Below are 25,254 nucleotides of genomic sequence, written 5' to 3' on the forward strand. Positions count from 1 at the left end.
AAAGACGGGCAGGTGAGCAGCCGGAGAGTAAACCTAATTCGACTTCAAGGCAAATTTAATCAATTCCTCCACGCTCAGGTCATTACCGTGACGGTGCTGGATTGTCTCCAGTGTTTTTTCCGCCGCCGACCGGGCAAATCCTAACGTGACTAGAGCGGCTAACGCTTCGCTGCGGTTGGTATTGTGCGCTCGCGCTAAGGGTACTGTATCGATGCCGGCTTTAGCCAATAATTCGTCTTTCCGTAGCTTGTCTTTTAGCTCCAGCACCACTCGCTGAGCCGTTTTTGGGCCTACTCCCTTGATGCTTTGAATAGAGCGCACGTCCTCCTGAATGATGGCCTGCCGGATGGCCCCCACGCCCATGCTCGATACCATCACGATGCCCGTGCCCGGACCAATACCTGAAACCGAAATCAGCAGCATAAACAGCACTTTTTCGTTCGGATCGAGGAAGCCGTAGAGAGCCTGTATGTCTTCCTTGATGTGCTGGTAAGTGTAGATTTTTGCTTTTTCGCCTTCGGCGGGGAGCTTCGAATAAGTAGCCAGTGAAATCCTTACCTCATAGCCCACACCGCTCACATCCATAATGGCTAAAGCAGGGTCTTTGTAGGCAAGGGTACCATCGAGATAGGCAATCATAAAAAGGGATTGAGTTTAAGATTTGTGTGTTGAAAGATGCTATCGTCTCAACACACAAATAGTAAGTTAATGTCTCCTTATAAGCAAAATAATTTAGTTGTTAACCAATAAAATTAGCAAGAGAACCTGCTCATAATTGGCTAAGATATCTAAATCATGCTCAGACTTATAACGGTTTATTATAAGTCTGAGCGTCAACCACGGCTATAGCTGTCATATTCACAATCTCGCGCACCGAAGCGCCAAGCTGAAGCACATGGACAGGCTTACGCATCCCCATTAGTACCGGCCCAATCACTTCCGCACCGCCTATTTCCTGCAGCACTTTGTAGGCAATGTTACCCGATACCACATTGGGGAAAATCAGCGTATTAGCTCCATGCTCGGCTAGTTCTGAGAATGGATAATGCTCCCGCAGAAGTTGAGGATTCAACGCCGTATTGGCTTGCATCTCCCCATCCAGAATCAGGTCGGGGTAGCGTTTCTTGGCAAGTTCAGTAGCCAAGCGAGCTTTATCAGGCAAAGGGCCACGGTTAGAGCCGAAGTTGGAGTAGCTAAGCACTGCGATACGCGGCTCGGTATCGAAAAAGCGTACACCCCGCGCCGTCAGGCCGATGATATCCACCATTTCCTCGGCTGTGGGGTCGATGTTGACAGTGGTATCAGCGAAGAAGAAAGGCCCTTTGCGGTGCTGGATAATATACATACCCGCCACACGCTGCACGCCATCTTCTACCCCAATAACCTGCAAGGCTGGGGTAATAGACTGACCATAATCCTTGGTTAGACCAGTGATAAAGGCATCAGCCTGCCCAGTTTCGAGCATCATAGCACCGTAGTAATTGCGCTCGCGTAGCAATCGACGACCCTCGTAGAGCGTAATACCGCGCCGCTTCCGCTTTTGAAAAAGCAGCTCAGCAAACTCGGCCCGCTGGTCGTTTTCTTCCAGAATATCAATAATCTGACAGCCTTCCAGATCGAGGCTATTGGCGCGGGCTATCTCATCAATTTTCTTGCGATTACCGAGCAAAATAGGAAAAGCGATGCCCTCATCGTGCAAAATCTGAGCAGCTTTGAGCACCTTATAGGTGTCCGCTTCCGCAAATACCACGCGCTTCGGATTGGAGCGAGCGGCGCTGGTTATGCGGTTCATCAGCTTCTGGTTTACACCCAGTCGAGCCCGCAAATCATCCTCATAGCCTTGCCAGTCGGTGATAGACTGGCGCGCTGAGCCGCTTTCCATTGCGGCCCGTGCTACAGCCGGCGAGATGGTCGTAATCAGGCGAGGATCGAGGGGCTTCGGAATAAGATAGGTGCGCCCAAAAGCCAGTGTATTGTCGCCGTAGGCTTTGTTTACCATGTCGGGCACGGGCTCCTTGGCAAGGTGCGCCAGCGCCTGAACGGCCGCCAGCTTCATTGCTTCATTGATTTCAGTAGCGCGCACGTCCAAAGCCCCCCGGAATATGTAGGGGAAGCCGAGTACGTTATTCACCTGATTCGGATGGTCGGAGCGACCGGTAGCCATAATCAAGTCGGGCCGTGTGGCCATGGCTACTTCGTATTCAATCTCCGGGTTCGGGTTGGCTAGGGCAAACACGATGGGATTGTCGGCCATGCGCAGCAGCAGCTCGGACGGCAGCACATTTGCCGCCGACAAACCCAGGAACACATCGGCGCCTTCCAGGGCTTCGGCCAACGACGTGATGGTACGCTGCGTAGCAAACTGCATCTGCAAATCGGCCAGATCAGTACGCTCTGCGTTGATAACACCTTTGATGTCAAACACTACGACGTTCTCAACCTTGAGCCCCAGCGCCAGGTACAACCGCAGACACGATATAGCCGCTGCCCCGGCGCCACTGACAACAAGCTTAATCTCATCAATCTTTTTGCCCACGACCTCCAGCGCATTCAGTAGCGCGGCCGACGAAATAATAGCCGTGCCATGCTGGTCGTCGTGCATAAGCGGGATGTTCATCTTCTCCCGCAATTCCGTCTCAATCCGGAAGCACTCCGGTGCCTTAATATCCTCCAGATTGATACCGCCGAAGGTGGGCTCTAGGGATTTTACGATCCGAATAAACTCATCGGGGTCGGTGGCGTCAATCTCAATGTCGAAGCAGTCGATGCCCGCAAACTTCTTGAACAGTACGCCTTTGCCTTCCATTACCGGTTTAGAGGCATCGGGCCCGATGTTGCCTAAGCCCAGCACCGCTGTACCATTGGAAATGACGCCTACCAGGTTGCCTTTGGCCGTGTATTTATAGACATCCTCCTTGTTGGCGGCAATGGCCAAGCAAGGCTCCGCAACGCCGGGCGAGTAAGCTAAGGCCAGATCCAACTGCGTACTGAGCGGCTTGGTGGGCACTACTTCAATCTTGCCCGCTGGGGTACGAGAATGGTAGTCGAGGGCTTCCTGTTTATTGATTTTTAGCATTGCCAAAGGGGGTCGGGTGATAGGTGTCGGGCGGGGCAACCAATAAGCAAGTTGGGGCGAATTTGTCCCGAATCAAAGTTGAGGTAAGACAACTATATTCAAAAAAGCCCCCCAGCGCAAGGTCTGGGGGGCTTTTTGGGAAGATGGAATTATAATATTATGATGCCTACCGGGCAACAATCAGTTGTTGGCCGGGCTTCACTGCATCCGACTTCAAGTTGTTGAGCTTACGCAACTGGTCTACCGTTACGCCTTCGTAGCGCCGTGAGATATTATAAAGTGTGTCGCCGGGCTGCACCAGATGCACCTTCTTAATAGCTGCACGGCTAGGGGATGCTTTAGTAGTGCTAGGCTTAGTTAAAGCGACGCGTGGAGCCTTCTCTTCGGTGGGCTGGGGGGCATTTTGAGCTAATGTTTCCGCGTCGGCTGGCACATAGAAAACCAGCTTTTGGCCCGGTGACAAGCCTACTGACTTCAACTGATTCCAAGCCATTAGTTGCGCCACGCTTACCCCTTTGGTACGAGCTAGCTTCTCCAGAAAATCACCTTTGCGCACGATGTATTCGGTCGGCAAGCTATCCTGTGCTACTTCGGTAGCCGCATCAAACGTGGTGCCGCTGGCTACTATTCCTGGATCCACTTTATCCGTAGTTGCCGCCGCCTTCAAAGCTACCGGCTTACTGCTGGAAACTGTTATACTTTGCTCCACTGCGGCTATGGTAGCCTGGGCTTCTTCAGCTGCTTCGGCTACTGGTACTTGAGCGGGCTTTGTAATTGTGGCTTTAGCCACTGTGGGAGGCGTTTTTACACCTATCAACGGTAGCTTTTCGGGCAACATCAACCGATTAGCTGCCACCTTGTTTTTGCTTGGCGCGGCCTTTTCGGTAATTGGTACAAGAACAATTAGTTGTTGCTTAGGCACCAATGCTTTGCCACGCTGCAAGCTGTTCCAGCGGGCTAGCTGAGCAGTCGTTACATCATAACGGGCTGCTATGGCTCGCACCGTCTCGCCGCGCTTCACCGTATGACGCACTTTGCGGTGGCGTGGCTCGGCTAGTGCCGGTTTGTTGGTTGCTGCTACAGCAGTAGAGCTAAAGCCAAAACCCTGGAAGTCAAGCAAACGTGGGGTCAGCGGTGAGGGTGGTGGTACGGATACTTTGCAAAAATCCAGAAACAGGTTGCGGTCTTGAGCGGCTAGTTCCTGCCGCACCCGCACGGGCACTTTCAGGGAATAGTTGCGAAGCGTTTCGGGGATATAGGGCTTGCGCAACTCGGGGTTATAGCGCGAAACAGCCGCCGAATCAAGCCCAAACTGAGCCGAAAACTTGCGTAGATCCAGCGACCGACCCGAAATGAGCAACGTGTCCATGGGCTCAGGATACTGATACCGCAATGAGTCCGAGTGCAGCCTGTGCTCCCGCGCGTATTGCAGGGTATAGAAGGTAGCCGTGAACGTCGGTACGTAATTGCGGGTCTCTTTAGGCAGATAAGGGTAAATAGCCCAGAAATCGCGCTTGCCGCCTGACTTAGCAATGGCGCGGCGAATGTTGCCAGAACCGTAGTTATAGGCAGCTAACACCAGCTCCCAGTCGCCAAACATGCGGTATAAGTCGCGTAGGTATTTGCATGCCGCTTCCGTCGATTTCTCGGGGTCCATGCGCTCGTCCACGTACTCATTGCGCGTAAGTCGGAGGTCGCTGGCGGTGGGTCCCATAAATTGCCACAAGCCCAGCGCACCCACCCGCGACTTGGCTTGCGGTAGCAACGCTGACTCCACCACAGCCAGATATTTTAGATCCTGCGGCAGGTTGTACTTCGCCAGATATTTCTCAAACAGCGGGAAGTACAGATTTTGACGCTCGAGAATGCGCTGGGTATACGTCCGATTACGCACAGTAAAATAGTCCACAAAACTCATGACTGAGTTGTTGAACGTATGCGGCACATCGGTTTCCAGACAGGCAATACGATCCGCAACAAGGTCGCGAACGGCGGGGGGCTTTTGTAGCCAGCGAAGCCGAGCTGTATCGGGTAAGATAGGCTCGATGAGGACCAGCGTGTCGGGCAGCAGCTCAATAGACACGCGGGTCGTATCGTCATTGGTGCGCTGAACGTCCGGTTTCGGATTAGCGAGCTTTTGGGCCGCCGCTGGGCGGGCAACAGCTAGGGTCAGCAGAAATAGAACGGTAGTGCGCAGCAACGATTTTTTCATCAGGGCAAAACAGGAGTGAGCGATTCCGTTACAGATTTGGCGAAGGCCAGTAGATGTTCCTCACGGAAAGCTCCGCTCAGAATTTGCAGCCCAATGGGCAAACCCGCCGCGTCGTGCCCGGCGGGTACCGATACGGCCGGCACGCCGGCCAGCGAAGCCTGTACAGTGAAAATGTCAGCCAGGTACATAGCTAGCGTATCTTGCTCGTTCTCCCCAATCCGGAACGCTGTGGTGGGCGTAGTCGGAAGTACCAAGAAATCATACTGACGCAATAGTTCGTCCGTTTTCTCTTTGATCAAACGTCGAACGCGTTGCGCTTTCGTATAATAGGCATCGTAATAATCAGCTGATAATACGAAGGTGCCCAACAAGATACGGCGTTGCACCTCAGGGCCAAAGCCTTGCGACCTGGTTTTTTTATACAACGACTCCAAATCCGTCGCATCAGAAGCCCTATATCCAAATTTTACACCATCGTAGCGGCTCAGGTTAGAGCTGGCCTCAGCGGTAGTCAGGATATAGTAGGAGGGAACGATATAATCGAGATAAGGGAAGTCAACCGCCTCCACTACATGCCCTTGGCCACGCAGTACATCGAGAGCAGCTTCCGTCGCGGCCTTTATTTCTGGGTTTAACCCTGGGCTTTCCAGACAATCGCGGATGTAGCCAATGCGTACATGAGGAGCAGGAGTCAATAGCTCACTGTACGCTGGTACAGGCTGCTGGCTAACAGTACTATCGAAGTTGTCGGGGCCAGCCATTACTTCCAGCAGCAAAGCCGCGTCGTCGATGGAATGCGTTAGGGTGCCTATCTGATCGAAAGAAGACGCGTAGGCAACCAACCCATATCGGGAAATTCGTGAATAAGTGGGTTTGAACCCTACTATTCCGCAGAAAGCGGCCGGCTGACGCACCGAACCACCCGTATCAGAGCCAATGGAGGCCAAGCACAGATCGGCCTGCACGGCCACGGCGGAACCACCAGATGAGCCACCGGGCACCCGATCCGGATCAATAGCATTACGAGCGGGCCCGAAATAAGACGTCTCGTTGGAGGCGCCCATTGCAAACTCATCGCAGTTTTGCCGACCAATAATGATAGCATCCGCGTCGAGCAGACGCTGCACGGCCGTACCCGTGTAAAGCGACTTGAAGCCGTCGAGAATATGGCTGCTGGATTGAAGCGAATGGTCTTTGTAAGCCAGCACGTCCTTTAAGCCGATAACCATACCCGCCAGCTTCCCGGCTGTGCCGGCCGCCAGCTTGGCATCTACAGCGTCGGCCTGAGCCAATGCCTCATCAGTAAATACTTCGAGGAAAGCATTCAGGTGGCTTTGCTTCTGAATGTTATCCAGATAATACTCCACGAGCTGACGACAGGTGGTAGTGCCTGCCGTCAGCTCGTCGCGAACTTCGGTAAGTGAATTAAAACGTCTCAAGGGATACGGGCAATCAATTGGATGACTGGTCGAGGCGAGGCCGCTCGGGAGCAGGCTGGGGGGCAATTTCGCCGTCCACGGGCGGTGCTATGTTCGTTCCGGTAACAGGATGTTCCATCGAGGTCAAAGTGGTCATAGCAGGCTGATCGATGGTGGACTGTGGCGGTGCCGCGTCGTAGCTGGGAGCGGTATAGGCAGTAGGTTGCTGGTATGGCTGGTTCTGTTTTGGCAGACCCGCGTTTTCAATCTCGCTGCGAATTTCGCTGGAGGCATCTTTAAACTCACGGATGCCTTTACCTAGGCCACGCGCCAGCTCCGGAATTTTGTTTGCCCCAAAGAAAATGAGAATGACGACCAGAATCAGCATGATTTCGCCGCCGCCAAGGTCGCCCAAGAACAGGAGAAGTGGAGTATTCATGGCTACTACTTACAGTCGAGTGTTGGTAGGATCATTCGGATTCACCGGCCGGTCCCGAAACTCAGGCTTATCTTCTTTGGTGGCATCCTTAAACTCACGGATACCTTTGCCGAGGCCTTTAGCCAGCTCCGGAATCTTGCGGGCTCCAAAGAGTAAAATAATGACGAATAAGATCAGCAAAATCTCGGTTGTACCGAAGTTGCCAATCAGGAAAAGCGAACCAAATGTCATAATGGAGAGGCGCTCAGGCCGTTTGGGAGGAACAAACCAAGTATACGCAAGTCGATATGCGAGAGGATTGTAAAGGTACCAGTTAATTTTAAAAATCGCTGCGGATAGCCACTTTAGCGTAGTGAGAAGTGGGGGGCTTTTTAAGCAAACCTAAATCCATTACCCGTGTTTTTGCCGTACTAAAACTCTAATTGTGTTAAGCATTGACTGCATTCAACGCGTAAAACATTGTTTTCATCGTTTAGAATCAGTGTTTCATAGCTTAAGTATGATTACTTTGTAGTAGCTAAATGCTCTCTAGGTCAAAGTTTTAGTATCACGCTTTTTTGCTTTTTCCTTTCCCTATGTCTGCTAAGCCAGCATCGTTCACTAAAGCTTCTTCTCTTCCCTTTGCCGCTTTGGGTAAAGAAAGCGAGGCCGTGCGGCTGGAAGTATTGCGCAATTATCAGATTCTGGATACGCCCCCCGAACAAGTATTCGACGATCTAGCTCAGTTGGCTGGCTTTATCTGTGGAACCCCCATTTCGCTGGTGTCCCTGATAGACTCTGATCGACAATGGTTTAAGGCTAAAGTGGGTTGGGACACTAGCGACAGCACCGATAGGGATATAGCCTTTTGTCAGCACACGATATTGGGGGAAGATGTATTCGAAATTGAGGATACCACCAAGGATCCGATGTTTTGCGATAATCCTCTGGTAACGGCTGCTCCCAGCATTCGCTTCTACGCGGGCGCTCCGCTCATTACGCCCGAAGGAGTCCCGCTAGGCACTATTTGTGCTCTCGACACGGTACCTCACCGACTCACTGATGCCCAGCGTAGTGCCTTACGCATCGTGGCCCGTGAGGTAGTATCGCACTTAGAACTGCGCCGGGCACGTCAGCAACTAGAGCAGGAGCAGCGCAAGCTGGATGGTCTCCTGCGCATGGCCAACGACGCGGCGGAGTCCTTATACATGGGTAGTAAGGCTGAGATTTTTATCAAGCAAGATAATAAGCTCCTGCGGGTAGAAACGGCTGATATTCGCTATGTCGAGGCCCTCGGCGACTACGTGAATATCTATGTAGCGAAGGAGCGGTACACTGTGTACAGCACGATGAAAGAGCTGGAGGTAAAGCTGCCGGCCCGCGATTTTGTGCGTGTACACCGCAAATACATTGTGCGGCTCGATTGCATTGTGGCTATAGAAGCCGATTTTGCTCTCATCGCGGCCGCCCGCAACTGGCACTCTGATAGCGGAAGCAATACATTGCCTATTCCCATTGGCAATTCCTATAAGTCAATCTTGATGAGCCGCCTTAATCTCGTTTAGTATTACATAAACGCAATACATCGGCTGTTTACTTAAAAGTTGTACCTCAAAACGTAATATTCACCGAGTAAATAAGCGAGTTCGGCGAATAGAATTTTTATACAATTGAAAAGAGCTTATCTTTCGGGCTGTTATCGGAGTGTTTAACCTAAATGACAGGCTAGAAGGTCTTTCTTGACTTCTTATTTAGGTGAGGTTTTCTGATAGCTAAGTTTGTTTTCATAGCTCAGAAAGGCACCGTGCACTGCACGGTGTTTTTTTATGCCTGTTTGTTTGGTGCGTCATAAGAAGGACCAACAGAAAAATAGTTGTCCATTGATTTCTTGATTAAATTCAAAAGATAGGATTGTGGGACTTCTGCTGACTGAGCGGAATTAAGACACAACACTGATTCTGGTAAACGCTGGATTGTCCGTAGGTTTGCGGCCGGCCAAATTTGCCCCCCAGCCATGCCTACTACACCACCTGCCCTGCGTCCCGGCGATCGAGTCGCTATTGTATGCCCTGCCCGTAAAGTTACCCATCAGGAGCTGGAGGCATCTATCGCTATCCTCACTGCCTGGGGCTTGGAAGTAGTATTAGGAACTACCGTAACAGCCCAGCACCATCAGTTTGCAGGCCCCGATGAGCTGCGCAGTCAGGATATTCAGCAGCAGCTCGACGACCCAAGCATCCGCGCCATTTTATGCGCTCGTGGTGGCTATGGCACTACCCGCATTATCGACCAGCTCGATTTTTCGCGCTTTGCTGATAATCCAAAATGGATTGCGGGCTTTAGCGATATCACTACTCTCAACTGCCACTTGCTAGCATTAGGCCACGAAAGTATTCACGGCGTAATGCCTTTGCTTTTTAATCAGGCTGGTGGCGAAGAGGCGTTGGAAAGCTTGCGGCGCGCTTTGTTTAATGAGCCCATCAGCTATTTTGCCCCCCAGCACCCTTTCAACCGCTTGGGCAGCGCAACTGGCGAACTGATTGGCGGCAATCTGAGCCTGCTTCAAACTATTACCGGCACAGCTTCCGACTGCTCGCTGGCGGGCCGGATTCTGTTTATTGAGGACATCGATGAGTACCTCTATAATATCGACCGCATGGTGTTACACCTCGACCGCACTGGCAAGCTAGCTGGCTTAGCAGGCTTGCTTGTGGGGCATTTCACCGATTCGAACGATAACGTAATTCCATTCGGCCAAACACCCTACGAAATCATCCAGACATACGCTTCCAAGTATGATTTTCCGGTAGCCTATGGCTTTCCAGTAGGCCACGAGCCGCTTAATATGGCCTTGATTTGTGGGCGCAATGCGCACATGGCAGTAGGTGAAACAGGGGTACGCCTGAACTATATATAATGCCTTCATTCATATGAACCATTGAAAAAGCCCCACCTACCTAGGTGAGGCTTTTCGTTTTTAGCTCTAATACAATTCTTACTCGGCGTACACCGTCTGCAGCACTGTCTGCCCGACGGCCTTAAGCGTACGCCGGTCGATGATGCTCATATTATCCTGAGTAGTGTGGTGGTAGGCAGGAAAATAGTCGTCGCCGATGGGTAGATGGTCGATAATATCGATGGTGCGCACGCCGGCTTGATTGGTGTACACGTGGTCGTCGGTGATGCCGGGACTATCTTGAAACAAGAAAAAATCGGAGTAGCCTAGTCGGGCGGCCGTGTTCCATACTTTGTCTACCACGTCGCGGGCTGCTTCGCGGGAGAGCTGCTCGCGGCTGAACTTGGCATTTTGGGCACCTACCATATCTAGCAAAATGCCATAGCTCGGTTTGTAGCCAGCCGGCAACAGGTTTTTGGACCAATACTGCGAGCCTAAGCACCACGTATCGGTGCCTTGAGCGGCCAGCTTGTTTTGGAGCTTACTCTGCGTGGCGGTGTCATAGCCATAATCCTCAGCATCGAAGAGTATGAAGTCAACTCCGACAGCCGGAGCCGTACTATCCGACTGCTGACTCAGAACGCGGGCCATTTCCAGAGCTACTGCTACGCCGCTGGCCCCGTCGCTGGCCCCGTCGAGTGGGGCGTTCGGGTTTTTTGGGTCTTTATCGGCAAAAGGGCGCGTGTCCCAATGGGCAAAGACGGCGACGCGACGCGCGGCCTGGGGGGCAAATTGAGCAATGATATTGCGGGCACGCAGCATTTTGCCATCCCAGGCCATAGCCTCAAATGGCTGCTCACGCACCGTCAATCCCATTCGCTTGAACTCCGCCACCAGCCAATCGCCACAGGCTGCATGAGCTGGTGAATTAGGCACTCGGGGGCCAAAAGCTACCTGCTTGGCTGTAAAAGCATACGCCGAATCGGCATTGAAAATGGGGGCGGCGCGCATGGCGGGCTCTTCTGGAGTGGTAGCAGATTCCTGTCGGGTTCTGTCGGGGCAGCCGGTGAGTACCAGCAGCGCAACTACAGCAACAGGAGCAAGGCGAAAGAGCTTCATAAGGGGCACAATATCAGCAAGCTTAGCTTGGCGCGCAGTTTATTAATTGGGAAGCAGACAGTAGACAGCACTGACTTCTGTTTGCTGGTAAATAACTATTGAAGAAACGTTGGGGGACTTTTTTATTGCCCTCCAACGCTTCCATTATCAGCATTAGGTATACCGTTAGTCTTCGCTGTAGGCCCAGTCAACACCAGTTTTCAGGTCTTTAATGACTATACCTTGTTGCTTAAGAGCCGCCCGAATCTGGTCTACCTTGTCGTACGCTTTGGTGGATTTGGCTTCTTGATAGAAATCCAGGGTTAGGTTTAGGAGCTGTTCAGCATTGGCGCGAGGCTCATCTTGCAGGCCCAAAATCTCGCTTACTAAAGTGCGATAAGCTGTGGTGGCCTCTTCCAGTGCTGTTTCGCTTACCGTAGCCAGTGTCGGCAGATTAGCAAAGAACCCATTGAGTTTGCGCAGCAGATTAAACAAGCTGGCTATAGCTCGCGCCGTATTCAGATCGTCGTTAAGACCCACAAAGCAATCGGCAACGAGCTTGCGCAACTCGGCGTCGGCTTTCTCGGTGTCTTGCTGGCGTTCCGTTCCTTCGGGCAGATTCAGCTTTTCCAAAAGGCGCAGACCATTCATGAGCTTGCGGTAGCCTTTGCGAGCCGCCTGCATCGCCTCGTCCGATACATCGACGGGGCTGCGGTAGTGCGCCTGCAAAAGGAAAAACCGCACTACCATAGGCGAATAAGCCTGCGTAAGCGTAGCCGTGGGGCCCTTGAACATACTACCCAGCAACACGAAGTTGCCTAAGCTTTTGCTCATCTTGGTGCCGTTCACAGTTATCAGGTTGTGATGCACCCAGAAGCGCGACTCGTCGGTGTGGGTGTGGCTGCCCTGGCTCTGCGCTATCTCGCACTCGTGGTGCGGAAACATCAGATCCAAGCCGCCGCCGTGAATGTCAGAAAGCTGACCCAGGTACTTGCGGCTCATGGCCGAGCACTCGAGGTGCCAGCCGGGAAATCCTTCCCCCCAAGGCGAAGGCCAGCGCATAATGTGCTCAGTCGACGCTTTTTTCCAGAGCGCGAAATCCAGAGGGCTGCGCTTTTCGTCCTGTCCGGCCAGCGTGTCGCGGGTACCAGCCAGTTGGTCGTCGATGCTACGATTGGAGAGCTTGCCGTAGCGGTCCTGCTCGGCATTGTAGCGGGGTACATCGAAGTACACGCTGCCTTTTACTTCGTAGGCAAAGCCATTGGCAATGATTTCCTCCACCATGCTAATCTGCTCCGTGATGTGGCCGCTGGCCTGGGGCTCGATATCGGGTGGTAAGCAACCCAGCGCCAGCATATTCTGGCGGTAAAGATTAACGTAGTGCTGCGCAATCTGCATGGGCTCCTGCCGTTGGGCGCGGGCGGCCTTTGCCATCTTGTCTTCGCCCTCATCGGCATCACTTTCGAGGTGGCCCACGTCTGTGATATTGCGCACGTAGCGTACAGTGTAGCCGAGATGGCGGAGGTAGCGCGTGAGCACGTCGAAGACTACGGGGCCACGGGCGTTGCCCAAATGAGCCTCACTATAGACGGTAGGACCGCATAGATACACGCCAACGAATGGCGACTGTACAGGTTCGAATGCCTCCTTGCGGCGGCTAAGGGTGTTGTAGAGCGAAAGCGGGTGGTGCATGCAGTAAAAGTAAGTACTTACAGCTTGGTAAGCTTAGGGAATAGCAACTGGTACGTGGTTTACTAGTTATCGATCAATAAGAAACAGAACCTTCACTAGTGGCTCAAAAAGCCCCTTCATTAGTACATAATTCCTAGATGTAGTATATAAAGTTCAATAAGTAGTTTAAACTCAAAGCCGATAGTAATAAAATAGTAGGCTGTTGCTGGCTCGTGCTTAGTCTAGAAAAGCCCCCCAGATCGTTGGAGCTCCATAAAAGCTGTTGCCCTTAAGTGCGAATGCGTTTCTCTGGGTTATCGGCTGCTTTACTTCAAGCGGTATGTGCCCGACGTAGGAAAATGGTCGGAGTATGGAATTTCGTAGTGCACTTGAAACTCTTCTACTAGCCAGCGTGGACCCGCAAACTGGTGGTCGATGCGGACGAAGGGCAGGCGGCCATTATAGGTGGCACCAACGCCGGTACCTACCGTGGTCCAGGCATTTTGAAAACGGTCGGCGAGTTGGTCGTAGGTGTAGCTGTAGGGCACATCGTTGAGGTCCGCGCTGAGCAGAATAGGATAACGGCACCGCTCAAAACGCCGGACCAGCGTATCGATTTGAACACTCCGTGCAATCAGGCCGCGCTTGTAGCGGCGCAGCAGTCCGCGGCCCTCCCGCTTTAGCCCTTCCCGGCTCGAATAGCTATCGACAATGGCTTTTTCCTCCATGCTCATGCTTTGGAGGTGAAAGTTGTATACCCGAATCGTGTCGCCGGCTGGCAGCCGGACATCGGCGAACATGGCGTGGTTCTGCGTGAGCTTGCCGAAGGAAATCGTGCCCCGCTTTACAATCGGAAAACGAGAAAAAATGGCTAGACCAAATTCTGCCCCGATGCTATTGGTCAATGTTTTGGATACAAAAGCCCCCCGGCCGGCTTGCTGCCCTATCTTATCCACCGAACGGAATACTTGGCCATCCTCACGCGAGCCGCGGGGCTCGTTGTAAAATTCCTGCAGGCACAGCACATCGGCGGAGTTATCGGCCAGCCACTGAATCATCTTTTTGGAGGAGGCCAGATCAGGGTCGCGGAGCTGGGGGTACACGTTGAAGATGCGCACGTTGGCACTCAGCAGCCGCACCTGTTTATCAGCCTTGCCAGTGGGCGCTTGGGCGGTATGCAGCGGGTGCAAAGCCACGCCTCGCTGAAAATGCGGCCAGGTAAGCACAGCGGCCAATAGGGGCAGCGCTGCTACGCGCCAGTCGCGCAAAAACCAATAAACGACAGCTAGCAGATTGAGCGTCAGCGCGACGGGCAAGGTAAGAGCTCCAAATGACGCTGGCCAGAACGTATGAGCCGGAATCTGCACGCACCCAATGGCAACCAAAAGCCACAGAAAGACCAGCAGAGTACACTTGAAAGCGAAGGAGCGACGCACGAATAATTAACTCTTAAAGACTGAGCGCCCAAAGGTAGCGCATGCACCGAGAATGCCGCCGGCACTCACACGATAATACGCTACACGCTGGGGGGCAAAATTCCGCTTCTCACCTGCATTGGGCTAGCTAAAGCAGCCTCAATAAATCGTAGCTTGCGCTATCCTTATTTAGCTGACAATATGCTGTATTCTACTTTGCGTTTACTTCTATATACAGTTGTGCTTGCGGCTTCTGCCTTAACGCCAGTTCAGGCCAAGCCTGCCGCATCGGCCCCAACTACCAAGTCATTAGAGTTTGTAGAAAACCAGGGGCAGTGGGATGCCCGCGCGCAGTATATGGCCGAGCTACCTGGCGGGCGGCTATTCCTCGAAAAAACGGGTTTCACCTACGCCTTCGCTGACCCTCAGGCCTTACGCAGCCACCGCGAGCATTCAACCCCCGGCGGCCCCGTTTCGGAAAAACTGCGGGCGCATGCTTACCGCGTCACCTTTGATGGCAGCAACTCAGGCACCAGTCTTACGCCCGACGAGCCCACGGCAGGTTTTCGCAATTACTTTCTTGGTAATGATGCCAAGCATTGGGCCTCCAAGGTGCGAGGATTCAGGCAGGTGCGCTATACCAATGTGTACCCGCGCATCGGCGCCCGAGTGTACGAGAATGCGGGGGGCAATTTGGAGTACGACTTCACGGTGCAGCCGGGCGGCAAGCCATCTGCCATCCGCCTGCGCTACACTGGCACCGAGCGCCTGAGTCTGGAAAATGGTCAGCTAGTGGTGCAAACCAGCGTGGGCACCGTCACGGAGCAAATACCGAAGGCATGGCAGGAAATAAACGGGCAGCGCGTCCCGGTGGCGTGTGCGTTTGTGCTGGAGAAAAACGTGGTCAGCTTCCGCTTAGGTGCTTATGATTCCAGCCAACCTCTGATCATTGACCCCACGGTTATCTTTTCGTCCTTCACTGGCTCATCAGCCGATAACTGGGGCTTCACGGCTACTTATGATGCGCAGGGTAACATGTACTCTGGTGGCATCGTGTTTGGGCTGGGCTATCCGGCATCATCGGGGGCTTTTAGCCAAAGCTTTGGTGGTGGGGTTGATGTGGCTATCATCAAGTATAACACAACCGTGCGGGGCAGTGCCGCCCGCTTGTATGCCACGTACCTAGGGGGCAATTTGATCGACGCTCCGCACAGCTTGGTGGTAAACAGCCAGAATGAATTGGTGATCCTCGGCTCTACGGGCTCAAACAACTTCCCCGTTTCGCGCACCACGTTCGACGATTCTTTTGATGGTGGCCCACGAGTTGTTCCGCAAGGCGGCGGGCCCGGAATGAACTATGAGGCAGGGGCTGATTTATTCGTCAGTAAGCTCAATAGTACCGGCAGTACACTGGTGGCATCCACTTATCTGGGCGGCACTGGCACCGACGGTGTTATTCTGGGTGCTACGACGCTAACCCAAAACTACGGCGACGAATTCAGGGGAGATATTATCACCGATACGGAAGGAAATATCTACATAGCTTCTACCACAAACAGCACTGGTTTTCCGGTTCGGAATGGTTTCCGTAGCACCAGTCAGGGCGGTGCATCCGATGCCGTGGTATTAAAATTAACAGCTGATTTGCGTACGTTGGTTTGGTCCAGTTATCTGGGAGGCTCCGGTGCCGACGCAGCCTACTCTATACAAATAGATGATGACCGCAATGTGTATGTAAGTGGTGGCACTACCAGCTCCAATCTGGCTGGTACCACTGGTCGGTATCAGCCCCAGCTGCGCGGCGGAATCGATGGTTTTGTGGCGCGCATCAGCAGCGATGGAGCTGCTTTAACCCACGCCACGTATGTGGGCACCCCGGAAACGGACCAGACTTATTTTTTGCAGTTGGATGCCGTGGCTAACGTATATGTGCTGGGTCAGACTCGGGGCGCATTTCCGCGTACGGCCGGCTTATACGGTGTAGCCAATGGCCGTCAGTTTGTGCAGAAGTTCGATAATACGCTCACCACAAGCCTGTACTCGACGACGTTCGGTACCGGCCGTACTGTGCCCGACATATCTCTGACAGCCTTCTTGGTAGATGATTGCGAACGTATCTATGTGAGTGGTTGGGGCGGTGCTACCAACTCCAATGGCGGCAATACGCAAGGTTTGCCCACCACGCCCGACGCTTCCCAGCGTACCACCGATGGCTCCGATTTTTATATTGTTCAGTTTAAGCCGGGCATGACGGCTATTGAATACGCTACTTTCTTTGGGGAAAATGGCGGCCGGGGCGAGCACGTAGATGGCGGTACGTCTCGCTTCGATAAGCGGGGCGCTATCTACCAAGCCGTGTGCGGCGGTTGCGGAGGCACTTCGGGCTTTCCGGTGCCGCCGGGGGCCAATTTTTATAGTACTACTAATAATGCGACTAACTGCAATAACGCCGCCTTTAAGATCGACTTCGCGGCTGTCGTGGTGAATCCTGGCCCCAACCGGACGGTGTGCTACAACGCTGGTGCGCAGCGTTTGGGCGGCAGTCCGGCTGGCGGCGTCTGGAGCGGTCCGGGCGTTACAGCCATTGCGGGCGGAGGCTATCAGTTTACTCCTAGCGCTTCATTGGTAGGCCGCAATACGCTGACTTACACCGTAAACACAACTGGCGTGTGCCAGAGCACTAAGCTGCTGCGCATGACCGTAACTCCGGAGGCAGCCATCACATTTGCCCCCCCGGCCACCGTGTGCAGCAATACTACTGCTGTGCCGCTCACAGCTACGCCCGCCGGCGGTACCTTTAGCGGACGCGGTGTTACGGGAAATACCTTCAATCCGAGCGCAGCTGGCACAGGCTCCCATGTAATAACCTATACGCTGGCTGATACTCTTGGCTGCGGGGCATTTTCCCGTACAATCGTGGTGGATGCCCAGCCCGCCGTATCAGCCGGCCGCGATACTACGCTATGCTCGGATGAAACGCGGGCCTTCCGCATGTTGCGCGCCTCGCCGGCCGGCGGCGTCTGGAGCGGACCTGGTATGACGGCTGATGGCATGTTCACCCCGCCCAATACCAATAATCTGGGGGGCATTTTTACCGTTGAATACACCGTAACCGTAGGAGTTTGCAAAATTGTATCGACTCGTAAGGTAACCATAGCGCCTACCTCGTCTACCAACGTCAGCCTGAATACGCCCGAGTGCCAGGCTGCGCCTGAGTACACTGGCTTAGCGCCCTTCACGATGCAGTTTGCACCCGTATTGGCGGGCGGTAGCTTTAGCTGGGATTTTGGCGACGGTACCACTTCCAATGAGGAAGCGCCTAGCCATGTATATGAAAACCCCGGTACATACCCCGTGCAGCTTACCGCTCGGTACGCAGGGTGCACCGTCGTCACGCAGTTTGCCGCGGTGAAAGTGGGTAAGGTGCAAATGCCGAACATTTTTACACCCAACAATGACAATCTGAACGATACATTCGCCCCCCGGATCAGCTGTAAAAATGCTCATCTGACCGTGTTCACGCGCTGGGGGAGCAAAGTGTATGAAACCGACAATTATCAAAATGACTGGGGCGGCGACAAGCTACCCGATGGCGTTTACTATTATCTGCTACGCGACACGGAAGGCAAATCAGCAAAAGGCTGGGTAGAGATAAAACGCTAGGCTACTGCCGATCAAAGCATGTCATCGGCACAGACTTGCATTCAGCCGAATATTGTACTATCTTTGCACCAGCAATGAAGTTAAAAAGAGGGGACGAGTCGTCCCCTCTTTCTTTTGTCACCTAGTTCAGTTTGTATGCGATTTGACCGTACCCAACTACTCGAAATGCTCCAGGAAAGCCTATCTGGCCCGGAGTTGTTCGTTGTGGGCCTGACCGTGTCCGACTCCGCCGTTCGCCCCAAGATTACGGCCATCCTGGACAGCGAGCAGGGCATGGGTATTGAGGAATACGCCCGCGTAAGCCGCCGCCTTGCCCATCGTATCGACGAGACATACGGTGAAGAAGCCAGTTACACGTTGGAAGTTACCTCCCCCGGTGCCGACCAGCCGCTGACCGATTCACGCCAGTACACCCGCCACGTTGGCCGTAAGCTGCAGTTGAAACTCACCGGTGGCACTGAGAAAACCGGGACCCTCGAGGCAACTGAGGCTGAAGGTATTCAGTTGACTGAGGAAGTGAAAGAAAAGAATAAAACGAAAACCCTACCTACCGCATTTATCTCCTTCTCAACTATCGCGGAGGCTCGGGTCGTGATTTCATTTAAATAGGAATGCAGGTTTTGTTGAAGAAGCCAGTTATTCGGTTGTATTCAACTTCTGGGGGGCAAATTTCCAGCCCTGGCAATTGCTGCTAAACCAGTGATATCTGCTTAAATTGTAACTGCTGCTTGCTTTTCGCATCTGCGCAATCTCTTCAAATCTGCAAAATCTGTGATTTATGAACAGCAACGTGCTAATTGAATCGTTCGCCGAGTTCGCCCGCTCCAAGAACATCGACCGTCCTACCATGATGAGTATCTTGGAGGATGTGTTTCGCACGATGATCCGGAAAAAGTACACTACCGACGAGAATTTCGACGTAATTCTGAACGTGGACCAAGGTGACTTGGAAATTTGGCGTAACCGCGAAATCGTGGACGACAATTCCGAGGATATCTGGGATTTTGATAAAATTCCGTTGACCGAAGCTCAGAAAATTGAGGCCGACTTCGAAGTAGGCGAGCAAGTAGCCGAAGAGGTGAAGCTCGAAGACTTCGGCCGTCGGGCCGTGCTAATGGCGCGTCAAACGCTGATTCAGCGCGTAAAAGACTTAGAGCGCGACCACCTCTACCAGCAATACAAGGACCAGGTAGGCGAAATCGTGACCGGCGAAGTCTATCAGGTTTGGAGCCGAGAGGCCCTGATTCTGGATAAAGAAGAAAATGAGCTTGTACTGCCCAAATCGGAGCAGATCCCGAAAGACCGTTACCGTAAAGGTGACAGCGTGCGTGCCGTAGTGCATCGCGTTGAAATCATCAACGGTACACCCAAAATTATACTTTCGCGGGCTGCACCGGCATTTCTGGAGCGTTTGTTTGAGCAGGAAGTGCCCGAGATTTATGATGGCTTGATCACCATCAAAAATATCGTGCGCGAACCTGGTGAGCGGGCCAAAGTAGCCGTAGAAAGCTATGATGACCGCATTGACCCAGTTGGTGCTTGCGTGGGTATGAAAGGGGCTCGTATTCACGCCGTTGTGCGCGAGTTGGAGAACGAAAATATCGATGTTATCAATTACACAGATAACTTAGAGCTATATATTCAGCGGGCTTTATCGCCAGCTAAGATTGGCTCAATGAAAATCAATGAACAAACTGGTAGGGTTTCCGTGTTCTTGAAGCCCGACCAAGTAAGTTTGGCCATTGGCCGTGGCGGTGCCAACATCAAATTGGCTAGCCGTTTGGTAGGAATGGAAATTGATGTGTTCCGCGAAGCCGGTGACTACGACGAGGATATCGCCCTCGACGAGTTCCAGGACGAAGTAGAGCCTTGGGTATTGGCCGAATTGAAAAAAATCGGACTTGACACAGGCCGCGCCGTACTAGCCGTTAGCAAGGAAGATATTGTGCGCCGCACGGAACTGGAAGAGGAGACTGTCGAAGACCTTTTCCGCATCATCAAGCAAGAATTCGACGACAACAGCGAAGAACAAGAAGAACAAGCAAATTCCGGCGACGCGCAATGAGTGCGCGGCGGCCGGTCCGGCAAGGGCGTTGAATTGTGCCAAGCGGCGCGATTCAACGCCGTTCGGCAAGATTTAATATAGTACCTTTGCACCTCAATACGAGTATCGTTCGCGAGCACAGAATGGCGGAAGTAGCAACTAAACGGCTGAATCAGGCGGCCAAAGACCTGAACGTTGGATTGTCCACTATCGTGGATTTTCTGGCGGGCAAAGGGCACCAGATCGAAAATAAGCCAACGACTAAGCTGACGGCTGAGCAGGTTTCCCTGCTCGACAAAGCTTTTGAGTCGTCGGCTCAGGATAAGATCGAAGCTGCGAAGCTCAGCCAGGCCAAGCGCCAGAGCGAGCTGGAGGCTTCTGCCCATGCTCGCCCCGAACCCGTGGCTCCCAAAGCCAATGGTGCTACTGCTGCGCCCGCCCCAGCCGAGGCACCCGTGAAGCCAGCTGAAGAAATTCGGCCAACCGCGCCTGCTCCGGCACCTGTGGTTGCCGAAGCTGCGCCTGCCCCGGCTTCAGTTGTTCCGCCTGCTCCTGCACCACCAGTCGAGGCGCCCAAGGTGCCCGGCTTAAAAGTGCTGGGCAAAATAGAGCTAGATGCTAAAGGACGACCAGTGCCTCCGCGGCCAGTTGCTGCCCCTACGCCCCCAGCGCCGGCCCCTGCTCCAGCAGTAGCCGCGCCAGCTCCGACTGTAGCTGCTACACCGGTTCCTGCGCCAGCGCCTGAACCAGCGCCCGCACCTGTCGCACCAGAAGAAATTATTGCGCCTAAGCCGGCTCCTGTAGCCGAAGAAAAGCCTACGCCGGCCCCAGCACCAAATCCACCGGTTGAAGCTCCAGTCGCTGCAGCCCCAGTGGCAGCAGCTCCGGCACCCGTAACTCCAGACGAACCAGTGGCTCCAACTGTTGAGGACAGCACAATCGTAGCTAAAGCCGATCAGTTAAAAGGCCTAACGGTGCTAGGTAAGATTGAGCTTCCCATGGATGCCTCGCGCCGTGGTGGTCGGGGTGCCCGCCCCGTCGCTTCGTCGGATGTACGCAAGAGTGGTATAAATCAGGATAATAAGAAAAAGCGTCAGCGCATTGCTATGCCTGGCTCGCCTGTTACTCCTGGTCAAGGAGGTCAGGGCGGCCAAGGTGGACAGCAAGGTGGTGGATATCAGGGTAACCGCCCAAATACTCCCGGCCAGCCGCGCCCAGCCGGTGGCCAGGGACAGGGTGGCCCACGTCCCGGTGGTCCTGGTCCGCGTCCGGGTCAGCCCGGGCAGAATCAAAATGCCCCCCGGCCTGCTCCCGTTGCTAATAACCCAGAGCAGAACGATAAGCAGATTCAGGAGCAGATCAAGGCTACGCTAGCTAAGCTCAGCGGTGGCCGTGGTGGCAACCAGAACAATCGGGCGAAGTACCGCCGTGATAAGCGCGCAGGTGTAGCGGAAGACCGCGAAGCCCAACGCGCTCAGAACGAGTTGGATGCTAAGACGCTGAAGGTAACTGAGTTTATTTCGGCCAACGACCTTGCGTCCCTCATGGATGTGTCGGTAAACGAAGTAATCAAGGTGTGCCTGAACATGGGCATGTTCGTTTCCATCAACCAGCGCCTCGACGCGGAAGCCATCACCGTTATTGCCGATGAGTTTGGCTACGATGTGGAGTTCCTGTCGGCTGAAGAAGAGGAAACCGATGTGACGGTTGAAGACAGCGAAGAGGACTTAGTGCCCCGCGCGCCAATTGTGACCATCATGGGCCACGTCGACCATGGTAAAACCTCGCTGCTTGACTATATCCGGAATGCGAAGGTTGCCAGTGGCGAGGCCGGTGGTATTACCCAGCACATCGGCGCTTATGATGTAATGACCGCTTCCAACAAGCGCGTTACCTTCCTTGATACGCCGGGTCACGAAGCCTTTACGGCCATGCGTGCCCGTGGTGCTAAGGTGACGGATATTGCTATCATTGTAATTGCGGCTGACGACTCTGTGATGCCACAAACGCGGGAAGCCATCAATCACGCGCAAGCTGCTGGTGTGCCAATCGTAATTGCGATGAACAAGATTGACAAGCCGGGTGCTAACTCCGAGAAGATCCGTGAGGAGCTGTCGGCTATGAACATCTTGGTGGAAGAGTGGGGTGGTAAATACCAGTCGCAGGAAGTATCCGCTAAATCGGGTCTCGGCATAGATGACTTACTTGAAAAGGTACTGCTGGAAGCCGAATTATTGGAGCTGAAAGCTAATCCCGACCGCAATGCAGTGGGCACTGTTATCGAAGCCATGCTGGACAAAGGCCGTGGCTACGTAACAACCGTGCTGGTTCAAACCGGTACGCTACACGTAGGCGACGTTGTGTTGGCTGGTCCGCACTACGGCCGCGTAAAGGCCATGACCGATCACCGCGGTAAGAAAATGAAATCAGCTGGTCCGGCCACGCCGGTGCAGGTACTCGGTCTGACCGGTGCTCCACAGGCTGGTGATAAGATTCAGGTGATGGAAACCGAGCGTGAAGCTCGTGAACTTGCTACCCAGCGTCAGCAACTCTCGCGTGAGCAGAGCATGCGCACTAAGAAGCATATCACCCTCGACGAGATTGGTCGCCGCTTGGCTATCGGTTCGTTTAAGGAGCTTAACGTGATTGTAAAAGGTGACGTGGACGGTTCAGTAGAAGCACTTTCGGATTCGCTGCTGAAGCTTTCTACTCCTGAGGTAAAGGTGAACATCCTCGCCAAAGGTGTGGGTGCCATCTCCGAATCGGACGTACTGCTGGCTTCGGCCTCCGACGCCATCATCATTGGCTTCCAGGTTCGTCCTTCGCAAAGTGCCCGCAAGCTGGCCGAGCAAGAGCAGATTGATATTCGTCTCTACTCGATTATCTACAATGCTATCAATGAGGTGAAAGATGCCATGGAAGGCATGTTGGCCCCATCGGTGCAGGAAATAGTAGTTGCCAACGCCGAGGTTCGTCAGGTATTCAACATCACCAAAGTGGGCTCTATTGCCGGCTGTATGGTGACGGAAGGTACCTTCACCCGCAGAACCCGAGTACGTGTCGTGCGCGACGGTATTGTGGTGTACGCAGGCGAAATTCAGGACCTCAAGCGTTACAAAGACGATGTGTCGGAAGTGCGCCAGGGTTATGAGTGCGGTATCTCGGTGAAGAACTTCAATGATCTGCGCGAAGGCGACAACATCGAAGGCTTCGAGGAAAAAGAAGTGAAGCGGACCCTGTAAAAGGTTTCCGATTAAGCAATAGTGAATAAAAAGCCCCCCAACATACCGTTGGGGGGCTTTTTTCGTTTAGGCAAAAGCTTTACCGCTCGCCGCAGAATCGCTTAGCTTTGCAGCAGACTACTTTAACTACCAGCTGGCGTAACTGCGCCGACTGCCTTTACTACTTATGAGAGCATTTTCGCTTCTACTGTGCCTTACGCTCTGGATGAGTCTGAACTCATTAACCTTGGCTCAAACCGCTCGGCGACCCCCTGCCAAACCAACAAATAAATCGGCTTCAACGCCGGCAAAGTCAGTTCCCCCTAGTGCTGAGACGTCAGCCGATGACGAAATCCCGCCGCTTGATACCCGCTTTCCCGAGTTATTCAAACCTGAAAGCACGCCTACCTTTCGTAAAGGCTACTCGATCGTTAATCTGGGCTTGGGACTGTTGAGCCCCAACAACGGCTACGATCTGTTTGGCAGCCTGAAAAGCGCACCGGCACTCACGCTGGCTTATGATCGGGGTGTGGTAGAAGGCATCGGGCCGGGCACTATTGGTCTGGGAGGTATTGTTGGCTACAAAGGCTACCGCTACGATTTTCCCAACACTGACGAAGACGCCACCTGGACCGACATCGTACTCATGGGGCGCGCCACTTACCACTACAATTTCACCACCAACCCTCAGCTCGATACCTATGGCGGTATCAGCTTGGGTGTGCGGGCAAACTTTTATAAGAATGAGGTTTCGCCTGACCGCGACCGTTATACCGGCGATGGCTTGCACCTGGCGTATGGGCTGTTTGCTGGCGCGCGCTATTATCTCACCGAGCGGTTTGGTGCTTTCGGAGAAGTAGGTTATGACATGTCGTACCTGAAGCTCGGGCTCAGCTATCGATTTCAGTAAGCTATAGAAAAGCCCCCCAAACCTTAGTTTGGGGGGCTTTTTTCATGTAATAGGACGTTGCCTAAAAAAACAGGAAGCCTTTGCGCTTCTTATGCTTCAGCGGCTTGCCTTTCGGATCGATGCCGGGGGCAGCCCGCGAGAGGCCACGCTTCTGTTTGGCGGTGCCAACCCGCTTGTCTTTGAATTTCTTGACGGTGAAGCCGCCCGTGCCTTTGTCGTACTGACGCGCTGGGCCAGTGCCGCGGCCGAAGCTGGTGTTAGCTGTGCTGGCACCGGAGCGAGCCTCCAGAATTTCTAATTGTTGATCACGCTTCGCGTCATCGGGATTCATATTCATACGACGCTGCATGCGCGCTACGTCAGCCGACTCATCTTTCGATTTCTGTTTACGAGGCTTGGTTCCAGCCTCCTGATCGGGTGCGGGGGGCGCAACCTGAGCATAAGCAGGCGCAATGAACAGACCGGAAAGTGCCAGCACTGCGCTAGCAAGAAACTTTTTCATGCACAAAAGTTAAAGAGAGGAATAGCTACTAAACGACGGAGAGGCAACTTTCGTACCCGTCCCGGCAACGGGGACTGTATAAAGTTAGTTTCAAACACCAGAAACTTGTAACTGAGCCTACCCGCCTGAATTTCTTTGGCTTAGTTGCGTTTCTTCGAGTCACACAGGTTGCGCACAACAACCGAAATAGCAAAAAAGCCCCCAGTCAAAAGATAATCTTAGGCTGGGGGCTTTTACTAACAATTAACGAGTAGTCTGGATTAGGGACGGCGCAGGGCGTCACGGATTTCCATAAGTAGAGCTTGATCCTTCGTCGGACCTGGATCTACGGCCACTACTTCCGTAGGCTGGCGGAATCGGTTGGCAAAGCGCACAATCAGGAAAACGCAGAAAGCAATAATGAAGAAGTAGATAACCGCGTTCAGGAACAATCCAAAGTTAAGCGTCGCGGCTCCGGCCTCCTTCGCGGCCTCAATAGTAGCATACGATTCCCCATTAAGAGCTACAAACCAATTCTTAAAGTCAACGCCACCTGTGGCCAACCCAATTAAAGGCATGAGAATATCTTCGGTTAAAGAGGTAACGATTTTGCCGAAAGATGCACCGATAATCACGCCTACCGCTAGGTCGAGCACGTTGCCTTTTGCGATAAATTCTTTGAATTCAGAAATAACGCTCATAGGATTATAAGTTAAATGAGAGAGGTTTAA

At 53.3% G+C, this 25,254-nt stretch carries 18 protein-coding genes; 7 read left to right on the plus strand and 11 right to left on the minus strand.

The features are described 5' to 3' along the window. Positions 1 to 33: 33 nt before the first annotated feature. The 6 genes from ruvA to tatA form a co-directional block, all read right to left on the minus strand. Entirely contained in the window at positions 34 to 639 is a 606-nt protein-coding gene (gene ruvA / locus H8B13_RS05105; RefSeq protein ID WP_133271558.1) for a Holliday junction branch migration protein RuvA, read from the minus strand. Positions 640 to 805: 166 nt separating this feature from the next. Continuing rightward, complete coding sequence (locus H8B13_RS05110; protein WP_187309765.1) at positions 806 to 3,076, minus strand: NADP-dependent malic enzyme; 2,271 nt, start codon at positions 3,074 to 3,076, stop codon at positions 806 to 808. Between the two features lie 166 nt (positions 3,077 to 3,242). Continuing rightward, positions 3,243 to 5,288 (minus strand): LysM peptidoglycan-binding domain-containing protein, encoded by a 2,046-nt coding sequence (locus H8B13_RS05115; RefSeq protein WP_187309766.1) that lies wholly within the window; start codon positions 5,286 to 5,288, stop codon positions 3,243 to 3,245. Beyond that, complete coding sequence (gene gatA / locus H8B13_RS05120; protein WP_187309767.1) at positions 5,288 to 6,727, minus strand: Asp-tRNA(Asn)/Glu-tRNA(Gln) amidotransferase subunit GatA; 1,440 nt, start codon at positions 6,725 to 6,727, stop codon at positions 5,288 to 5,290. The genes H8B13_RS05115 and gatA overlap by 1 nt, the downstream gene beginning before the upstream one ends. A 13-nt stretch (positions 6,728 to 6,740) precedes the next feature. Beyond that, positions 6,741 to 7,145 carry a twin-arginine translocase TatA/TatE family subunit gene (locus H8B13_RS21500; RefSeq protein WP_187309768.1) on the minus strand — a complete coding sequence of 135 codons (405 nt, stop codon included), beginning with the start codon at positions 7,143 to 7,145 and terminating at the stop codon, positions 6,741 to 6,743. Between the two features lie 9 nt (positions 7,146 to 7,154). Further along, the gene (gene tatA, locus H8B13_RS05130) at positions 7,155 to 7,376 is read right to left on the minus strand and encodes a twin-arginine translocase TatA/TatE family subunit (RefSeq protein WP_187309769.1); all 222 of its coding nucleotides are present in this window, start codon (positions 7,374 to 7,376) and stop codon (positions 7,155 to 7,157) included. Positions 7,377 to 7,720: 344 nt separating this feature from the next. Here tatA and H8B13_RS05135 point away from each other — a divergent pair, with 344 nt between their 5' ends. Both H8B13_RS05135 and H8B13_RS05140 read left to right on the plus strand, forming a co-directional pair. Beyond that, complete coding sequence (locus H8B13_RS05135; RefSeq protein WP_187309770.1) at positions 7,721 to 8,689, plus strand: GAF domain-containing DNA-binding protein; 969 nt, start codon at positions 7,721 to 7,723, stop codon at positions 8,687 to 8,689. Positions 8,690 to 9,138: 449 nt separating this feature from the next. Beyond that, the gene (locus H8B13_RS05140) at positions 9,139 to 10,041 is read left to right on the plus strand and encodes an LD-carboxypeptidase (RefSeq protein WP_187309771.1); all 903 of its coding nucleotides are present in this window, start codon (positions 9,139 to 9,141) and stop codon (positions 10,039 to 10,041) included. Positions 10,042 to 10,119: 78 nt separating this feature from the next. Here H8B13_RS05140 and H8B13_RS05145 read toward each other — a convergent pair whose 3' ends face one another. From H8B13_RS05145 to H8B13_RS05155, 3 genes are all read right to left on the minus strand, one after another. Beyond that, positions 10,120 to 11,139 (minus strand): M28 family peptidase, encoded by a 1,020-nt coding sequence (locus H8B13_RS05145; protein WP_187309772.1) that lies wholly within the window; start codon positions 11,137 to 11,139, stop codon positions 10,120 to 10,122. A gap of 165 nt (positions 11,140 to 11,304) precedes the next feature. Next, on the minus strand, positions 11,305 to 12,810 hold the full coding sequence (cysS, locus tag H8B13_RS05150) for a cysteine--tRNA ligase (RefSeq protein ID WP_187309773.1): 1,506 nt from the start codon (positions 12,808 to 12,810) through the stop codon (positions 11,305 to 11,307). Between the two features lie 305 nt (positions 12,811 to 13,115). Continuing rightward, positions 13,116 to 14,225 (minus strand): endonuclease/exonuclease/phosphatase family protein, encoded by a 1,110-nt coding sequence (locus H8B13_RS05155; RefSeq protein WP_187309774.1) that lies wholly within the window; start codon positions 14,223 to 14,225, stop codon positions 13,116 to 13,118. A gap of 219 nt (positions 14,226 to 14,444) precedes the next feature. Between H8B13_RS05155 and H8B13_RS05160 the strand changes: the two genes are divergently transcribed. The 5 genes from H8B13_RS05160 to H8B13_RS05180 all read left to right on the plus strand — a co-directional run bounded on the left by H8B13_RS05160 (position 14,445) and on the right by H8B13_RS05180 (position 24,042). Beyond that, complete coding sequence (locus H8B13_RS05160; protein ID WP_187309775.1) at positions 14,445 to 17,867, plus strand: gliding motility-associated C-terminal domain-containing protein; 3,423 nt, start codon at positions 14,445 to 14,447, stop codon at positions 17,865 to 17,867. A gap of 135 nt (positions 17,868 to 18,002) precedes the next feature. After that, entirely contained in the window at positions 18,003 to 18,476 is a 474-nt protein-coding gene (gene rimP, locus H8B13_RS05165; RefSeq protein WP_261990248.1) for a ribosome maturation factor RimP, read from the plus strand. Between the two features lie 169 nt (positions 18,477 to 18,645). After that, complete coding sequence (gene nusA, locus H8B13_RS05170) at positions 18,646 to 19,932, plus strand: transcription termination factor NusA (RefSeq protein ID WP_187309776.1); 1,287 nt, start codon at positions 18,646 to 18,648, stop codon at positions 19,930 to 19,932. 122 nt (positions 19,933 to 20,054) lie between these two features. Continuing rightward, positions 20,055 to 23,153, plus strand: coding sequence for a translation initiation factor IF-2 (gene infB / locus H8B13_RS05175; protein ID WP_187310293.1), 3,099 nt, complete (start codon positions 20,055 to 20,057; stop codon positions 23,151 to 23,153). Between the two features lie 166 nt (positions 23,154 to 23,319). After that, positions 23,320 to 24,042 (plus strand): hypothetical protein, encoded by a 723-nt coding sequence (locus tag H8B13_RS05180; protein ID WP_187309777.1) that lies wholly within the window; start codon positions 23,320 to 23,322, stop codon positions 24,040 to 24,042. Between the two features lie 61 nt (positions 24,043 to 24,103). On the opposite strand, the gene H8B13_RS05185 is transcribed toward H8B13_RS05180, so the two are convergent. Both H8B13_RS05185 and mscL read right to left on the minus strand, forming a co-directional pair. Further along, entirely contained in the window at positions 24,104 to 24,544 is a 441-nt protein-coding gene (locus tag H8B13_RS05185; RefSeq protein WP_187309778.1) for a hypothetical protein, read from the minus strand. A gap of 260 nt (positions 24,545 to 24,804) precedes the next feature. Beyond that, complete coding sequence (gene mscL / locus H8B13_RS05190) at positions 24,805 to 25,224, minus strand: large conductance mechanosensitive channel protein MscL (RefSeq protein WP_187309779.1); 420 nt, start codon at positions 25,222 to 25,224, stop codon at positions 24,805 to 24,807. Between the last annotated feature and the right edge of the window lie 30 nt (positions 25,225 to 25,254).

It is taken from the genome of Hymenobacter sp. BT188, assembly GCF_014333585.1.
In the GTDB taxonomy this organism is placed as follows: domain Bacteria; phylum Bacteroidota; class Bacteroidia; order Cytophagales; family Hymenobacteraceae; genus Hymenobacter.

What these genes read in the sequence shown, in the direction of transcription:
- cysS (WP_187309773.1), bottom strand. Translation starts at nt 12,810, where the DNA reads ATGCACCACCCGCTTTCGCTCTACAACACCCTTAGCCGCCGCAAGGAG.
- H8B13_RS05145 (WP_187309772.1), bottom strand. Translation starts at nt 11,139, where the DNA reads ATGAAGCTCTTTCGCCTTGCTCCTGTTGCTGTAGTTGCGCTGCTGGTA.
- H8B13_RS21500 (WP_187309768.1), bottom strand. Translation starts at nt 7,145, where the DNA reads ATGAATACTCCACTTCTCCTGTTCTTGGGCGACCTTGGCGGCGGCGAA.
- H8B13_RS05180 (WP_187309777.1), top strand. Translation starts at nt 23,320, where the DNA reads ATGAGAGCATTTTCGCTTCTACTGTGCCTTACGCTCTGGATGAGTCTG.
- H8B13_RS05185 (WP_187309778.1), bottom strand. Translation starts at nt 24,544, where the DNA reads ATGAAAAAGTTTCTTGCTAGCGCAGTGCTGGCACTTTCCGGTCTGTTC.
- infB (WP_187310293.1), top strand. Translation starts at nt 20,055, where the DNA reads ATGGCGGAAGTAGCAACTAAACGGCTGAATCAGGCGGCCAAAGACCTG.
- H8B13_RS05115 (WP_187309766.1), bottom strand. Translation starts at nt 5,288, where the DNA reads ATGAAAAAATCGTTGCTGCGCACTACCGTTCTATTTCTGCTGACCCTA.
- H8B13_RS05110 (WP_187309765.1), bottom strand. Translation starts at nt 3,076, where the DNA reads ATGCTAAAAATCAATAAACAGGAAGCCCTCGACTACCATTCTCGTACC.
- H8B13_RS05140 (WP_187309771.1), top strand. Translation starts at nt 9,139, where the DNA reads ATGCCTACTACACCACCTGCCCTGCGTCCCGGCGATCGAGTCGCTATT.
- ruvA (WP_133271558.1), bottom strand. Translation starts at nt 639, where the DNA reads ATGATTGCCTATCTCGATGGTACCCTTGCCTACAAAGACCCTGCTTTA.
- nusA (WP_187309776.1), top strand. Translation starts at nt 18,646, where the DNA reads ATGAACAGCAACGTGCTAATTGAATCGTTCGCCGAGTTCGCCCGCTCC.
- tatA (WP_187309769.1), bottom strand. Translation starts at nt 7,376, where the DNA reads ATGACATTTGGTTCGCTTTTCCTGATTGGCAACTTCGGTACAACCGAG.
- rimP (WP_261990248.1), top strand. Translation starts at nt 18,003, where the DNA reads ATGCGATTTGACCGTACCCAACTACTCGAAATGCTCCAGGAAAGCCTA.
- H8B13_RS05135 (WP_187309770.1), top strand. Translation starts at nt 7,721, where the DNA reads ATGTCTGCTAAGCCAGCATCGTTCACTAAAGCTTCTTCTCTTCCCTTT.
- mscL (WP_187309779.1), bottom strand. Translation starts at nt 25,224, where the DNA reads ATGAGCGTTATTTCTGAATTCAAAGAATTTATCGCAAAAGGCAACGTG.